This window comes from Bacillus sp. RK1064 (assembly GCF_051488405.1).
In the GTDB taxonomy this organism is placed as follows: Bacteria; Bacillota; Bacilli; order Bacillales; family Bacillaceae; genus Bacillus.
Genome location: NZ_JBPSCZ010000001.1, coordinates 52,025 through 65,912 on the forward strand (window position 1 = coordinate 52,025; position 13,888 = coordinate 65,912).

Annotated in this window: 16 protein-coding genes and 1 pseudogene; 11 read left to right on the top strand and 6 right to left on the bottom strand. The window is 41.9% G+C overall.

Features of this window, described 5'->3' with window-relative positions; translation table 11 throughout:
* Positions 1-48: 48 nt before the first annotated feature.
* The 3 genes and pseudogenes from cccA (at position 49) to ACSSTM_RS00295 (ending at position 2,360) form a co-directional block, all read left to right on the top strand.
* Complete coding sequence (gene cccA / locus ACSSTM_RS00285) at positions 49-408, top strand: cytochrome c550 (RefSeq protein ID WP_003217503.1); 360 nt, start codon at positions 49-51, stop codon at positions 406-408.
* 120 nt (positions 409-528) lie between these two features.
* Positions 529-1,245 carry a tRNA (adenine(22)-N(1))-methyltransferase gene (locus ACSSTM_RS00290; RefSeq protein ID WP_309415623.1) on the top strand — a complete coding sequence of 239 codons (717 nt, stop codon included), beginning with the start codon at positions 529-531 and terminating at the stop codon, positions 1,243-1,245.
* A pseudogene (locus ACSSTM_RS00295) lies at positions 1,238-2,360 on the top strand (Nif3-like dinuclear metal center hexameric protein). The gene ACSSTM_RS00290 and the pseudogene ACSSTM_RS00295 overlap by 8 nt, the downstream one beginning before the upstream one ends.
* A gap of 39 nt (positions 2,361-2,399) precedes the next feature.
* Here the strand turns inward: ACSSTM_RS00295 and ACSSTM_RS00300 are convergent.
* Together ACSSTM_RS00300 and vrrA are read right to left on the bottom strand one after the other, a co-directional pair.
* Positions 2,400-3,344 carry a 4-hydroxy-3-methylbut-2-enyl diphosphate reductase gene (locus ACSSTM_RS00300; RefSeq protein ID WP_034661333.1) on the bottom strand — a complete coding sequence of 315 codons (945 nt, stop codon included), beginning with the start codon at positions 3,342-3,344 and terminating at the stop codon, positions 2,400-2,402.
* Between the two features lie 157 nt (positions 3,345-3,501).
* Positions 3,502-4,200: a VrrA/YqfQ family protein gene (vrrA, locus tag ACSSTM_RS00305; RefSeq protein WP_034661332.1), complete on the bottom strand. Its 699-nt coding sequence runs from the start codon at positions 4,198-4,200 to the stop codon at positions 3,502-3,504.
* 155 nt (positions 4,201-4,355) lie between these two features.
* On the opposite strand from vrrA, the gene ACSSTM_RS00310 reads away from it, so the two are divergent.
* Entirely contained in the window at positions 4,356-5,675 is a 1,320-nt protein-coding gene (locus ACSSTM_RS00310) for a DEAD/DEAH box helicase (protein ID WP_034661331.1), read from the top strand.
* 9 nt (positions 5,676-5,684) lie between these two features.
* Positions 5,685-6,578, top strand: a complete 894-nt coding sequence (locus ACSSTM_RS00315; RefSeq protein ID WP_034661328.1) for a deoxyribonuclease IV — start codon at positions 5,685-5,687, stop codon at positions 6,576-6,578.
* A gap of 48 nt (positions 6,579-6,626) precedes the next feature.
* On the opposite strand, the gene ACSSTM_RS00320 is transcribed toward ACSSTM_RS00315, so the two are convergent.
* Positions 6,627-6,881: a DUF2624 domain-containing protein gene (locus tag ACSSTM_RS00320; protein ID WP_034661327.1), complete on the bottom strand. Its 255-nt coding sequence runs from the start codon at positions 6,879-6,881 to the stop codon at positions 6,627-6,629.
* 140 nt (positions 6,882-7,021) lie between these two features.
* Here ACSSTM_RS00320 and ACSSTM_RS00325 point away from each other — a divergent pair, with 140 nt between their 5' ends.
* The 5 genes from ACSSTM_RS00325 (at position 7,022) to ACSSTM_RS00345 (ending at position 11,133) form a co-directional block, all read left to right on the top strand.
* Entirely contained in the window at positions 7,022-7,903 is an 882-nt protein-coding gene (locus ACSSTM_RS00325; RefSeq protein ID WP_034661326.1) for a YitT family protein, read from the top strand.
* A gap of 135 nt (positions 7,904-8,038) precedes the next feature.
* The gene (locus ACSSTM_RS00330; protein ID WP_095285396.1) at positions 8,039-8,815 is read left to right on the top strand and encodes a metal ABC transporter ATP-binding protein; all 777 of its coding nucleotides are present in this window, start codon (positions 8,039-8,041) and stop codon (positions 8,813-8,815) included.
* Positions 8,815-9,675, top strand: coding sequence for a metal ABC transporter permease (locus tag ACSSTM_RS00335; protein WP_060596671.1), 861 nt, complete (start codon positions 8,815-8,817; stop codon positions 9,673-9,675). Before ACSSTM_RS00330 ends, ACSSTM_RS00335 begins: the two co-directional genes overlap by 1 nt.
* Positions 9,653-10,081 (top strand): Fur family transcriptional regulator, encoded by a 429-nt coding sequence (locus tag ACSSTM_RS00340; RefSeq protein WP_012010595.1) that lies wholly within the window; start codon positions 9,653-9,655, stop codon positions 10,079-10,081. The genes ACSSTM_RS00335 and ACSSTM_RS00340 overlap by 23 nt, the downstream gene beginning before the upstream one ends.
* 134 nt (positions 10,082-10,215) lie before the next feature.
* Positions 10,216-11,133, top strand: a complete 918-nt coding sequence (locus ACSSTM_RS00345; RefSeq protein WP_437403950.1) for an ROK family protein — start codon at positions 10,216-10,218, stop codon at positions 11,131-11,133.
* A gap of 106 nt (positions 11,134-11,239) precedes the next feature.
* Here the strand turns inward: ACSSTM_RS00345 and ACSSTM_RS00350 are convergent, their stop codons facing one another.
* Entirely contained in the window at positions 11,240-11,818 is a 579-nt protein-coding gene (locus ACSSTM_RS00350; protein ID WP_034661321.1) for a 5' nucleotidase, NT5C type, read from the bottom strand.
* A gap of 139 nt (positions 11,819-11,957) precedes the next feature.
* On the opposite strand from ACSSTM_RS00350, the gene ACSSTM_RS00355 reads away from it, so the two are divergent.
* Positions 11,958-12,320 carry a cell division protein CrgA gene (locus ACSSTM_RS00355; protein ID WP_437403951.1) on the top strand — a complete coding sequence of 121 codons (363 nt, stop codon included), beginning with the start codon at positions 11,958-11,960 and terminating at the stop codon, positions 12,318-12,320.
* A 43-nt stretch (positions 12,321-12,363) separates the two neighbouring features.
* On the opposite strand, the gene ispG is transcribed toward ACSSTM_RS00355, so the two are convergent.
* Together ispG and ACSSTM_RS00365 are read right to left on the bottom strand one after the other, a co-directional pair.
* Entirely contained in the window at positions 12,364-13,476 is a 1,113-nt protein-coding gene (ispG, locus tag ACSSTM_RS00360) for a flavodoxin-dependent (E)-4-hydroxy-3-methylbut-2-enyl-diphosphate synthase (RefSeq protein WP_034661319.1), read from the bottom strand.
* A gap of 105 nt (positions 13,477-13,581) precedes the next feature.
* Positions 13,582-13,884: a hypothetical protein gene (locus ACSSTM_RS00365; RefSeq protein ID WP_034661318.1), complete on the bottom strand. Its 303-nt coding sequence runs from the start codon at positions 13,882-13,884 to the stop codon at positions 13,582-13,584.
* Positions 13,885-13,888 lie beyond the last annotated feature (4 nt).

Below are 13,888 nucleotides of genomic sequence, written 5' to 3' on the forward strand. Positions count from 1 at the left end.
TGTTTGCATAGTCTCAAAGGGGTTTTCACAAAGGGGAGGATGAAAGAAATGAAACGGAATCCACTTATACCATTCTTATTGATTGCCATTTTAGGTATTGGACTCACTTTTTTCTTATCAATGAAGGGGTTGAAAGATGAAGACAAAATCGCCTCTGGAGGCGAGGAGCAAAAACAAGAAGAGACAGCGAATGCGACGCCGGAAGAATTGTATAAGCAAAACTGTTTGAGCTGTCACGGGGAAAACTATGAAGGCGGCGCAGGTCCTGCATTAAAAGGCGTTGGAGACAAGCTTGAAGTGGCAGACATCAAGAAGAAAATTCAAGAAGGCGGCAACGGGATGCCAGGCGGGCTGATCCCGAATGAAAAGCTCGATGAAATGTCGGAATGGGTATCCAAAATTAAATAATGTTACGCAAAAAGCTCTTTTTCATCAGAAGAGCTTTTTTCATTTGAAAACGACTTTTAAAAAGTCCATAATTTATATAAGATAGACAAGTATGAACATTAAAGAAAAGTAGTGATACGTATGAATGAAATGAATTTATCAAAACGATTAAAAAGAGTCGCAGGCTTTTTACCACATGAGGCCGTCTTTGCTGATATCGGCTCAGATCATGCCTATTTGCCATGCTATGCGATCCTGCATCAAAAAGCAGTAAAAGCCATTGCTGGTGAAATTACAGAGGGACCGCTTCAATCGGCGAAGCAGCAAGTACATAGACTTGAATTAGATGACCAGATCTCGGTCAGAAAAGGTAATGGCCTTGAAGTTATTGAAAAGGGCGAAGTGAATGCTATCACGATTGCAGGTATGGGCGGAGCACTCATCGCAAGCATTTTAAATGATGGCAAGCATAAGCTCGCAGGCCATGAGAGGCTCATTCTTCAGCCAAATATCCATGCTCACCACATTCGTTTATGGCTCTATCAAGAGGGGTATGAATTGATGGATGAAGTCATTTTAGAAGAGGATGGCAAAATATACGAAATCATGATCGCAGAAAAAGGCGACAAAGATAAAGCCTATGAAGGGATGTCGATTGAAACAGGCATGCTAGTTGGTCCGTTTCTTGCGAAAGAGCAAAACGACGTCTTCCGGCGCAAGTGGATGCAAGAGCTTCAGCATATGGAGAAAATAGAAAGTCAAATTCAGCAGGCAGCGCGGGCAGAAGAGAATGAGGAGCGCCTTGAAGAGCTGCATGTAAAAATAAAGATTCTAAAGGAGGTTTTGACTGTTGGCTAAAACAGTAAACGGACATGAAATCATCCAATTATTTGAACAATTTTCACCAAAGGCATATGCCGTAGAAGGTGACAAAATCGGTCTCCAGATTGGGACGTTAAATAAAAAGGTAAACAATGTCATGATCACCTTGGATGTATTAGAGAATGTGGTAGATGAGGCGATCGAAAGAAATGTGGATCTCATTATTGCTCACCATCCACCGATCTTCCGTCCGTTAAAACATGTAGCGACAGATCAGCCAGCTGGACGGATCATTGAGAAATGCATCAAACATGATATTGCGGTATATGTGGCACATACGAATTTAGATGTGGCTGATGGAGGAGTCAATGACTTGCTTGCGGAGGCTTTAGAGCTTGAAGAAACAAGTGTGTTAGTCCCGACATATGAAGATCAAATCAAACAGCTTGCCCTGTATGTTCCGCAGGAATTTGAAGAAGCCATCCGTACAGCTTTAGGAAATGCGGGCGCAGGCCATATTGGCAACTACAGCCATTGCGCGTTTTCAAATGAGGGGACAGGCAGCTTTTTGCCATCAGAAGATGCGGATCCGTTCATTGGTGAGAGCGGTCAATTGGAATTTGTCAAAGAAGTGCGGATTGAAACCATTTTCCCGGCAAGTATAGAAAAACAAGTGATTCGTGAAATGATCAAAGCACACCCGTATGAAGAAGTCGCTTATAGTGTACACACGACAGATCTTCCTCCAATTCAAAAAGGCCTTGGCCGTATAGGGGAGCTAAGAGAGCCTATGACCCTTGGAGATTTTACACGATTTGTGAAGACAAAGCTGGATGTAAATGGTGCTCGCTTTGTAGGTGATCAGGACGCTGTTGTGAAAAAAGTGGCTGTGCTTGGCGGAGACGGAAATAAATACATTCATCAAGCGAAAAGAATGGGTGCTGATGTGTATGTGACAGGGGATCTTTATTTCCATGTCGCCCATGATGCCATGATGCTCGGGCTGAACGTAGTGGACCCAGGGCATTATGCAGAAAAGATTATGAAAGAGGGCGTAAAGGCGAAGCTTCAATCGCTATGTTCAGATAAAAAGTATGATGTACAGCTCTTTGTTTCCTGAATCGAACACAAACCCATTTCAATTTATGTAAACAAAAAAACGTCAGAGCTGCTATGCTCTGACGTTTTCTTTATTTCTTTGTTTTCACGCGCGGTAGTATTTTCGAAAGAGGAACCGACCGTTCAATCTTCCAAGTTGCTTCATCATCCGGCTCGTAGTTTTCTAAGAAACGTATGACTTCCTTTGTAATAGGTGTTGGTGTTGAAGCACCAGCCGTAACGGCAACGGTATTTACGCCTTGCAGCCACTCCAGCTTGAGCTCACTTAGGTCACCAATACGGTAAGCCTGCGTTCCAGCAATCTCCATGGACACTTGTGCCAGACGGTTGGAGTTATTACTTTTTGGATCGCCGACAACAATGGTAAGATCAGCTTGGCCAGCTTGCTCGGAAACAGCTTCCTGACGTACCTGTGTCGCAAGACAAATTTCTTGATGGTACTCGACGTGAGGGTATTTCTCTTTAATCAGCTCCATTAGATCGTGAACATCCCACTGAGACATCGTCGTCTGATTGGTGATGAGCAGTTTATCTGATGTTAAATCGAGCGCCTCAATGTCGGCTTCTGTTTCGACAAGATGCACCTTGTCAGGAGCTACTCCGACAGCTCCCTCTGGCTCAGGATGACCCTTTTTCCCAATATAAATAATGTCATATCCATCGGCTGTTTTCTCTGAAATGAGTTCATGTGTTTTCGTTACATCGGGACAGGTTGCATCAATGGTGATAAGGCCTTTTTCTTCTGCAATTTGACGAACCTCAGGTGAAACGCCGTGAGCGGTGAAAATGACTGTTCCGCTTTCAACCTGCTTTAAAATGTCCATGCGGTTTGGTCCGTCCAGTGTGTAGATCCCATCTTCTTCGAAGGCATCTGTCACGTGCTTGTTGTGCACAATCATACCTAATATATAAATTGGGCGTGGCAAGTTTTTATCAAGTGCGGCATTTTTAGCAATGACCATTGCATCCACAACGCCATAGCAATAGCCACGCGGCGAAATTTTAATTACATTCATTTATTCGTCCTCCTGTAGGGAAGTGCTGCTAGAGAAGAACAATATAAAAAGCCGTAAAAAACGGCTTTTTATCATTCTCTAGCTTCCATTATAGCCAAAGTAAGCGCATATATCAAAGATTGTTATACGCAGTGAACACTTCGCCGTTAAAAGATCACTAGACATATAGTTTTGGAACAGAGCTGCCAGGTCTTTTTTTCGGTTTTGCTTCAGGAGCAGGTGATGTGTGAGGAGCTGCTTTTTTGACGAGGATGTCCTCTGGTTCTTTGTTTTCTTCTATTTCATCATCTCGTGCTGCTTCTTCTTGCGGCACTTCTGTTTCCTTGCCGATCTCTTTAGGATCTTCATCTGCGCTTGTTTCATCATCATCCGCACTGCCGAGCTGGCTGTACAGCTTAATCATGGCAGGCAGATTTCTTACTAAAGGACCGTATTGCTGAATCATTGGTGTAAATTGCTGCGCCATACCGAGCACTTTTTGTACATTTCCTAACATGCTTGAGAGGGTCGCAGGATTTGTGAAGCTCTGGATTCCTTGTAATCCCGCACCACCTCCAGAGATCCCTGCTCCCCCTGCGCCAGGAAGAAATTTAGCGAGCATGCCTTTCATTCCTGCTCCGCCGCCTAGTGCGCGGCTCTCGCCTCCTGGAATTCCGTCCATCCCGCGTATACCGCCTCCCTGTACAGACGGGGAGCGAGGCATCATTTGCTGAAATTGATTGCCTTGCCCTTGAAAAGGCTGTTCGATAGGAGGCTGCTGCCCTCTTTGAAAAATCCCGGGTTGTCCGCCATTTCCAAGATGCCGGCGTGAGGGACGGTGCGGCTGAAAATCGCCCATAGGCCTTTGCCCTAACATACTTGTACCTCCCTTACTGCATTCTCTTTCTCTTCATAGGTTATGCAAGGAAGCATCAATTGGTTTCCTGTAAGAAAAGCGGACATGGTTTTTTTGCTGAAAATCAGCTATAATGAGGAGATGAGCAAAAAGGCATTGCCTTAAGGAGTGAAAACATGAACGAAACAAAATTTACGACATATGAATTAAAGCCTTTTATTATAGATGCTATTCATGAACTGGGCTTTTATGAGCCAACTGATATTCAAAAAAGAATCATCCCTGCTGTGTTAAAAGGAGAAAGCGTGATTGGTCAATCACAAACAGGAACAGGAAAAACTCACGCGTACTTATTGCCGCTTATTCATTCAATTGATCCAAGCAAAGAGCAAGTACAAGTTGTGATTACTGCACCTACAAGAGAATTAGCCAATCAAATTTTCAAAGAAGCCCAAACGATTTTAAAGAATGCCTCTCCAGAAGAAGAGATGAAAGCAAAGCTTTACATTGGCGGAACGGACAAGCAGAAATCCATTCAAAAGCTAAAAAACCAGCCGCATTTGGTTGTCGGTACACCTGGACGTATTGCTGACCTCATTCATGAGCAGGCGCTGAACGTTTACAAAGCGACATCTCTTGTCATTGATGAAGCGGATTTAATGCTGGATATGGGATTTTTAGAAGATGTGGACCGTATTGGTTCACAAATGCCAGAACAGCTGCAAATGCTTGTGTTCTCAGCAACTATTCCAGAAAAACTAAAGCCGTTCCTGAAAAAATATATGGACAATCCAAAATATGCCCATGTTGAACCAAAACGAATTACAGCTGAAAACATTCAGCATATTTTAGTCCCATCTAAACAGCGTGACAAGCTAAAACTGCTTCATGAAATGGTGACGAATGTACAGCCTTATTTAGGCATCATTTTTGCCAATACAAAAACAACCGTTGATGAAATCGCATCATTCCTACAAGAAAAAGGAATGAAAGTTGGAGTGCTTCATGGCGGATTAACGCCGCGCGAACGTAAAAAAGTGATGAAACAAATTGATGATTTAGAGTTCACTTATATTGTGGCATCTGATCTTGCAGCCCGCGGAATTGATATTAAAGGCGTCAGCCACGTGATCAACTATGAACTTCCATCTGATCTTGATTTTTATGTTCACCGTGTTGGTAGAACAGCTCGAGCTGGTTCATCTGGAATTGCAATGACTATTTATGAGCTTGCTGATGAGGATGCACTCATTCAAATCGAGAAAATGGGCGTTGTGTTTGAAAACAAAACCATTGTTCATGGCGAATGGCGAGATGCAGATGACCGCTTGAAGCGTCAAAGACGTAAAAAAGCACCTAATGAAATTGAAGAAAAAGCAAAGCGTCTTGTGAGAAAACCGAAAGCCGTCAAACCTGGATATAAAAAGAAAATGACACGTGAGATGGACAAAATCAAGAGACAGGAACGTAGAAAGTCAAAGCGTAATGGAAAGTAGGGGGAAACATTGTTGAAGATTGGTTCACATGTATCCATGAGCGGAAAACATATGCTTCTTGCAGCGAGTCAAGAAGCAGCCTCTTATGGTTCGAATACGTTTATGATTTATACAGGTGCACCGCAAAATACGCGCCGCAAAAAAATTGAAGACCTCAATATTGAAGCTGGACAAGCGCATATGAAAGAGCATGGTATGACAGATATCGTCGTACATGCACCGTATATTATTAATATTGGGAACACCGTAAATCCAGCGACATTTGAGCTTGGCGTGGACTTCCTTCGCTCTGAGATTGAACGTACAGAAGCGCTAGGTGCAGGGCAGATTGTTCTCCACCCAGGTGCACATGTCGGAGCAGGATCAGAAGCAGGAATCCAAAAAATCATTGAAGGTTTAAACGAAGTCATCGTAAAAGGGCAAGAGGTTCAAATTGCACTTGAAACAATGGCAGGCAAAGGATCAGAGTGCGGAAGAAGCTTTGAAGAGCTTGCCCAAATTATCGACGGAGTGACACATAACGAAGCACTTTCAGTCTGCTTTGATACATGTCACACACACGATGCTGGTTATCCGATTGTAACTGACTTTGATGGGGTGTTAGAAGAATTTGATCGAATCGTCGGTATTGACCGAATCAAGGTTCTTCATATTAATGACAGTAAAAACGTACAAGGCGCAAGAAAAGACCGACATGAAAATATCGGCTTTGGTGAAATTGGCTTCGATGCACTGAACTATATTGTGCATCACCCGCAGCTTCAAGATGTGCCCAAAATCTTAGAAACGCCTTATGTAGGTGAAGATAAAAAGAACAAAAAACCACCTTACAAATTCGAAATTGCGATGCTGAAAGAAAAGCAATTTGACGAAGGCTTACTAGATAAAATTAAGGGTCAGTAAAAAAGCATACAACATCATGAAGTGCCGCTAAATGCGGCCCTTTTTTGCTTAACTTGTAAACTGATTAAACAGATCATTGACAGTCTGAGCTGTCTGTTTAGAAGTAATCGCTTCCACTTGCTTAAGAAGCCGGTTACGCTCTGCATCATTAAAAATATTGACGTTTTTCCCATTCATGAGTTTGGCCACCTCGACAGCTTGGTTTGACGTTAAACTGACACCATACTGTTTCGCATACCTTAACAGATCATTTGCTGTGATCTGATTGAGCCGCTGCAGGACAATTTTTTGAATTAAAATCAATTCCATTCCTCCCCTCTGTAACAATGTATGGGCGAAAACGGAAAATGTGCAAAAAATTTTATTTTATCCTGTGAAATGATAAAATAGTAAAGTGAATAAAATGTTCATTGAAAATTTAACATGTGTAGAAGGGAGAACGTATGGCAAATAGTAAACAGCATAGAAAGGAATCAGTGCCTCATTTTATTTTGAGAATTTTCCTGATTCTAGTAGGAGCTGCATGCGCAGCAGTCAGCATTGAATTATTTTTAGTGCCAAACAATATTATTGATGGAGGCATCATCGGTATTTCGCTTATTTTGGATTATCTCTTTACAGATAACCCATTCATCAATTTTGCGACGATTGTTGTCATTTTAAATATTCCATTTATGATATCAGGATACAAACATATTGGGAAAACCTTTCTGGTTTCCACAATGATTGGGATTGTCAGCTTAGCCGTGATTGAATCTTCACTCCATCATGTAGAGGCATTTACAAATCAGCCGATCTTAGCTACTGTATTTGGCGGGCTATTACTTGGTTTTGGTGTTGGACTTGTCATCCGTAATGGAGGCTCAATGGATGGAACAGAGATCTTAGGAATTCTTCTGACGAAAAAAATTCCTTTCTCCGTCGGTGAGTTTGTCATGATCGTCAATGTGTTCATTTTTATTTGGGCAGGCTTTGTCTTCGGACCAGAGCAGGCTATGTATTCTGTCATGACATATTATTTGGCAATGAAAACAATTGATGCTGTCATTCAAGGGCTTGATGAAACAAAAGCTGTCATTATCGTGTCAGATTATTATGATGAAATTTCAGATGCGATTCTTCATCGACTTGGCAGGGGAACGACAAAGCTGAGAGGGAAAGGCGGCTATACAGATGAAGAAAAGGATGTCATCTACGCCGTTGTCACAAGACTTGAAATTACAAAGCTAAAATCCATTGTATTTGAAATTGATGGTCAAGCATTTATTACGATTATGGATACGCATGAAACAAAAGGCGGTAAGTTCAAAACAGCCATTCATTAGCTTTTATTTTACTTTTTAATCTTTCTTTTATATAATGAAATGTATGTATGGACAGAGAAAATGGCAAAAGCCATTTTCTTTTTGTTGTATAAATCGTAATCATTCTTTTTATATTGATTAAAGGTGGAAAGATTCATGGCAAAGCCAATTATTGAAATGAAGGACATTTCGTACTCGTATGGACAGCGAAATGTCATTGATCACATTCATTTAACAGTAGAGGAAGGGAACTTTCTAGCACTTGTTGGACCGAATGGATCTGGTAAAACAACCTTATTAAAATGCCTGCTTGGGCTCATTAAACCACAGCAAGGTGAATTAAAGCTATTTGGCACGCCTGCGTCAAAATTTAGAGACTGGGATCAAATTGGATTTGTTTCTCAAAAGGCGAATAGTTTTAATACGGGTTTCCCTGCTTCTGTTTACGAGGTCGTTGCAAGTGGATTGACGGCGAAAATTGGTTTATTCAAACGAATGAGCAAGCAGGACAAATGGCAAGTTGAGGATGCCATTCGCTCAGTTGGCATACAAGATTTAAAGCACCAAAACATCGGTGAACTTTCAGGCGGTCAGCAGCAACGTGCTTTTATTGCCCGTGCGCTCGTCAGTCAGCCAAAGCTGCTCATTTTAGATGAACCGACGGTTGGTGTAGACCAGCGGACAGTAGAAGGCTTTTATCAGCTGCTCGAAACATTGAACAAAGAAAAAGGAATGTCTTTAATTCTCGTTACACACGACGTTGGCACCGTTTCTGATAAAGTCACCCATGTGGCTTGCTTAAATCAGACACTTCATTTCCACGGGGATGCAGAAACGTTTGATTCAATGGATGATCAAGCGTTATCTCAATTTTACGGACATGACATTCAAGTGATTCATCACGACCATCACCATCATGGGGGACATGAATAATGCTATTTCCATTTTTTCATTATGAATTTTTACAAAATGCGTTTATCGCAGGAATGCTGATCGGCTTTATTGCGCCCTTACTTGGTGTATTTATCGTCGTGAGAAGGCTCTCGCTGATTGCAGATGCCCTCAGTCACGTATCACTTGCCGGTATTGCAGCAAGCTTATTCCTTGATAAAAAGTTTGGCCTCTTGACAGGGGTGAGCCCGCTGTACTTAGGGATGGCGTTTTCTGTTGCCGGTTCATTGTTTATTGAACGTCTGCGCTCCGTGTATAAGCATTATCAGGAGCTTGCGATTCCTATTATTTTATCAGGTGGTATCGGGATTTCCGTCATCTTCATTTCACTAGCGAATGGCTTTAATACCGATTTGTTTAGTTATTTGTTCGGAAGTGTCAGTGCGGTTTCGAGATTAGATCTTTGGATTATTGTTGGGATTTCACTCGTTGTTGTGTTAGTTGTCGTGCTTTTATATAAAGAATTGTTTTTACTTTCTTTTGATGAAGAGCATGCAAAGGCTTCTGGTATTTCAGCGAAATGGATTCATTTTATTTTTATCTTAGTCGTCGCACTCGTCATTGCGGCATCAATGCGTATCGTAGGCACACTGCTTGTCTCCGCGCTTATGACGCTTCCTGTTGCGGCAAGTATCCGTATTGCCAAAGGATTCAAACAGGCGATCTTCCTTTCGATCTTGTTCGGTGAATTGTCTGTATTGGCCGGATTAATCTTAAGCTATTATCTAGATTTAGCGCCAGGCGGAACCATTGTGATGCTGTCCATTTTGATTTTAATCGGATGTATTAGTATTGGAAAATTCAGAAGGGGGAATCATCATGAACGTACAAGAAGCGCTTGATTTATTAAAGGAAAAAGGCTACAAATATACAAGCAAACGTGAAGATATGCTTCAATTGTTTTCTGATTCTGATAAATATTTGACCGCTAAAAATGTGCTGACGGCACTAAGTGAAGACTACCCAGGTCTTAGCTTTGATACGATATATCGAAACTTATCGCTATATGAAGACTTAGGTATATTAGAAACAACGGAATTGTCAGGGGAGAAGCTTTTTCGTTTTAAATGCTCATTTTCTCATCACCACCATCACTTTATTTGTCTTGCATGCGGTAAAACAAAGGAGATCGATGCCTGTCCTATGGACAAGCTAGACGCCGATTTAGAGGATTATCACATTAGCGGACATAAATTCGAAATCTACGGAACGTGTCCTTCCTGCGAACCGAAGGAAGTTCACTCATGAAAAAGCCAGCCGCAGAGCTGGCTTTTTCTTTTGTCTTTTTGAAAACGTTTTACAAAGGGCGGCTGTTTCATTAAAATGAGAACAAGGTACGATGCAGCAATTTGCGTCTTTTGGAGTAAAGGGAGGGGTCAAAAGTGGCGTATTATGTCGTGTTCGATGTAGGCGGGACGAGAACAAAACATGGATTAATGGATCAGGATGGGGAGCTGGTCACGAGCGGTGACTATCAAACGAACTGCCGGCAGCTTGAACCGTTTTTAGAAGTTATGGCGGATGTGGTCAAGCAATATCAGAGAACGTCGGATGTCAGCGGAATCGCCATTAGTCTTCCGGGCTTTGTGGACAGTGAAACAGGTTATACAGAATTTGCAGGAGCCATCATCGCCTTAAATGGTCAAAATGTAAAAACACTTTTAGAAGAGAAAACATCTCTTCGTGTTGAAGTTGAAAATGATGCGAATTGTGCAGCTCTTGCAGAAAAATATAGTGGCCATGCGAAAGATTGTGACAGCTTTATTTGTATGACGATTGGCACAGGTGTTGGCGGTGGTCTTTTCGCTGGCGGTCAGCTTGTGCGCGGGGCTTCCTTCCGCGGCGGTGAATTTGGCATGATGCTGACAGAGACAGAAAATGGACAATTTACAACACTCAACAGCAGTGCTTCAACGGCTGGATTAATTCGCAGCTATAAAGAAAAGCAAGGAATTCCGCAAAGTACTCAAATAGACGGTCAAGAAATTTTTGAAAAGGCAAAGCACGATCCGTCCATTGAGAAGCTGGTGGATCAGTGGTACAAGCGAATCGCCATTGGTATTTACAATGTAGCAACTGTCCTTAATCCAGAGAAAATCCTCATTGGAGGCGGCGTAAGTGCAAGACCGGATTTACTATCAAGCATTGAGAAACATTTACATACACTGCATGCGTGGAAGAACATTCAGGTGAAGCTGGAAACGAGCCACTACTTGAATCAGGCAGGCATGAAGGGAGCACTGTACCATTTTCTCATGAAAGAAGGTCAGCTTGTTCCATCAAAAAAGCCGATACATTAAGGGTTTTCAACTATGCTGAAATGAAGCCAAAGAGATAAAATAAAGATCATTTTATCTCTTTGTGCGCAATCAAAAGCCGATACATTAGCGTATCGGCTTTTCTGTATTAATAAACAGTTTCAAAACGCTGCTCGTATTGTTTAATCCATTGAGATGCTTCCTGCCAGTTGTTGACGCGTATAATCCTGTCATCAATGGGCATTTGATTATATGGGGAGTTAAAAAGAATAACCGGTATGTCAGCCTCTTTTGCAATCATTGTGGCATTCCCATGATGATCCTCGAAAAACACATCAATCTTGTGCTTTTGCACAGCTTCGAGCTTATGATGACCGCCAACCAGCTCAATGTCATCATAGGGCACGTGATGTTTGTGAAACCACTCGTAGGTGATATCCGCATGATGCTGCCTTCTCGCTGTAATATAGATCAGCCTGTGTTTATGTTTCATTTGATCAAGAATCTCTTTTGCGTCCTTAGCAGGCTTTGCCTGTTTATATATATGAGGCTCATGCTGATTCATCCAGCCCCAAAACTCTTCTTGAGAAATATTTAAAAGCTTCGTCAAATCATATTCTGTCATATCATCTAGTGTTATGGCACATTGGAACGACTCATTTAAATAGGGAACAAAGGTATCCTGCGCCGTCACTGTGCCATCTATATCAATTCCTAAACGTAACATGCCCACACTCCTCATTTTTATACTCTTAAAGTGTAACATAATCAATTCACAATTCCAGCAAGTTTTAGCAAACATGAAACAGACATTTTTGCTCATACTAAAAAAGCTCCTTTCTATTAACCAAAAGGGGGAATTGATCATGGAAAGAGACAAAGATTTCAGAAGAAATGATCGTGAAATCGACACACACTTTAGTAATGATGATGGCTATCTAGAGGAAACAGCTGCTGAAATTGCAGAGCCATATCAGGCTTCAAGAGATCGAGTAGACAGACGAGAACGTGACCAAGCAGGTGACGATTCAGGCAGTAAGGGGATAGGCTATACAGCACTCGCGATTGCGATTATCTCGTTATTTGTCTTGCCGGTGCTATTAGGAGTAGCGGCAATCGTCGTTGGTTATATTGCAAGAAGAAAAGGAGCACATGCGCTTGGCGCATGGTCAATCGGGATCGGAATTGTTTCCGTCATCCTTGGCATATTTATCACCCCGTTCTTTTAACAAGAACAGAAAAACGCCTGACAGTGACGTCAGGCGTTTTTTGTTATGCGTTGGCTTTTGCTTTTTCAGCTTCCATTTTTGCATAATGCTCTTCAGCGATTTTATCGATTTCTTTTTTCAGTTCTTCAACCATTGTTTCTTCTGGCACTTTACGAACAATTTCACCTTTACGGAACAATAGGCCTTCGCCTCTAGCTCCAGCAATTCCGATATCAGCTTCACGCGCTTCACCTGGACCGTTTACAGCGCAGCCAAGAACAGCTACTTTAATCGGTGCTTTAATCGTGGAGATATATTCTTCGACTTCATTTGCAATGCTTATGAGGTCGATTTCAATTCGGCCGCAAGTTGGGCAAGAGATCAGTGTGGCTGCATTTGATGCAAGACCAAATGATTTCAACAGTTCACGTGCTACTTTTACTTCCTCAACTGGATCAGCACTTAATGAAATGCGGAGTGTATTCCCAATCCCCATATTCAAAATAGCGCCGAGACCAGCTGCACTTTTGACCGTACCTGCAAATAATGTACCTGATTCTGTAATTCCAAGGTGAAGAGGGTAGTCAAACGCTTTTGCTGCTTTTTCGTACGCCTCAATAGCTAGGTTGACATCAGATGCTTTCATGCTGACGATGATATCATGAAAATCTAGATCTTCTAGAATTTTAATGTGGTGCAGTGCACTTTCGACCATACCATCTGCTGTTGGGTAGCCGTATTTATCAAGAATTTTTTTCTCTAATGAACCAGCGTTTACCCCAATACGGATTGGAATGCCTTTTTCTTTTGCTGCTTTTACAACCGCTTCGACTTTTTCTCGTCTTCCGATGTTTCCTGGGTTGATTCGAATTTTGTCTGCACCTGCTTCAATGGCCTTCAGTGCAAGCTTGTAGTCAAAATGAATATCGACAACAAGCGGGATGTTGATTTGTTTTTTTATGTCTGCAATCGCATTTGCTGCACGCTCGTCTGGGCATGCGACACGCACGATTTGACAGCCTGCTTCTTCAAGACGCTTAATTTCAGCTACTGTCGCTTCGACATCATGTGTTTTGGTTGTTGCCATACTTTGAATGACAACCTCATTATTTCCACCTATAGTTAAAGGTCCCACTTTGACGGGACGCGTTTTAGTACGATGTGTGACTTCACTCACTTGTCAATCGCTCCTTAGTGTACAAGCAATCATTTGCCATGTACGTCTTGTTTTACAGTTCATATTGTAACAGTCTCTTTGTATGAATGACAAGGAATTAACGTTTTATCTCTTATATACCGGAAACTTATATGTGCTGCCTGCCCGAATTTCGTTTGCTTTGACGCCTTGATTCAGCTCTTCAAAATCCTCAATGACTTCATCAAGTGGCTTGCTTGTATGGACGATAGAGACGACGGTTTCACCTTGTTTCACCGTGACCTTCTTATATGCTTTTTTCTCAGGTGTTTGAAAGGCATTTGCAGGGACAGCTGGACCTTCTTCAACAGGGATGGTGCCATTTTTTAAATCAAAAAAGATAATAAAAAGGACAAACAAACTGATTAGCAAAAAAATAATACGCCGCATTTCA

Excerpts from the sequence above, each read along its gene's own strand:
- ACSSTM_RS00335 (WP_060596671.1), top strand. The coding sequence starts at position 8,815 with ATGCTATTTCCATTTTTTCATTATGAATTTTTACAAAATGCGTTTATC.
- ACSSTM_RS00355 (WP_437403951.1), top strand. The coding sequence starts at position 11,958 with ATGGAAAGAGACAAAGATTTCAGAAGAAATGATCGTGAAATCGACACA.
- cccA (WP_003217503.1), top strand. The coding sequence starts at position 49 with ATGAAACGGAATCCACTTATACCATTCTTATTGATTGCCATTTTAGGT.
- ACSSTM_RS00365 (WP_034661318.1), bottom strand. The coding sequence starts at position 13,884 with ATGCGGCGTATTATTTTTTTGCTAATCAGTTTGTTTGTCCTTTTTATT.
- ACSSTM_RS00340 (WP_012010595.1), top strand. The coding sequence starts at position 9,653 with ATGAACGTACAAGAAGCGCTTGATTTATTAAAGGAAAAAGGCTACAAA.
- ACSSTM_RS00290 (WP_309415623.1), top strand. The coding sequence starts at position 529 with ATGAATGAAATGAATTTATCAAAACGATTAAAAAGAGTCGCAGGCTTT.
- ACSSTM_RS00330 (WP_095285396.1), top strand. The coding sequence starts at position 8,039 with ATGGCAAAGCCAATTATTGAAATGAAGGACATTTCGTACTCGTATGGA.
- ACSSTM_RS00350 (WP_034661321.1), bottom strand. The coding sequence starts at position 11,818 with ATGTTACGTTTAGGAATTGATATAGATGGCACAGTGACGGCGCAGGAT.
- ACSSTM_RS00310 (WP_034661331.1), top strand. The coding sequence starts at position 4,356 with ATGAACGAAACAAAATTTACGACATATGAATTAAAGCCTTTTATTATA.
- vrrA (WP_034661332.1), bottom strand. The coding sequence starts at position 4,200 with ATGTTAGGGCAAAGGCCTATGGGCGATTTTCAGCCGCACCGTCCCTCA.
- ACSSTM_RS00300 (WP_034661333.1), bottom strand. The coding sequence starts at position 3,344 with ATGAATGTAATTAAAATTTCGCCGCGTGGCTATTGCTATGGCGTTGTG.
- ACSSTM_RS00325 (WP_034661326.1), top strand. The coding sequence starts at position 7,022 with ATGGCAAATAGTAAACAGCATAGAAAGGAATCAGTGCCTCATTTTATT.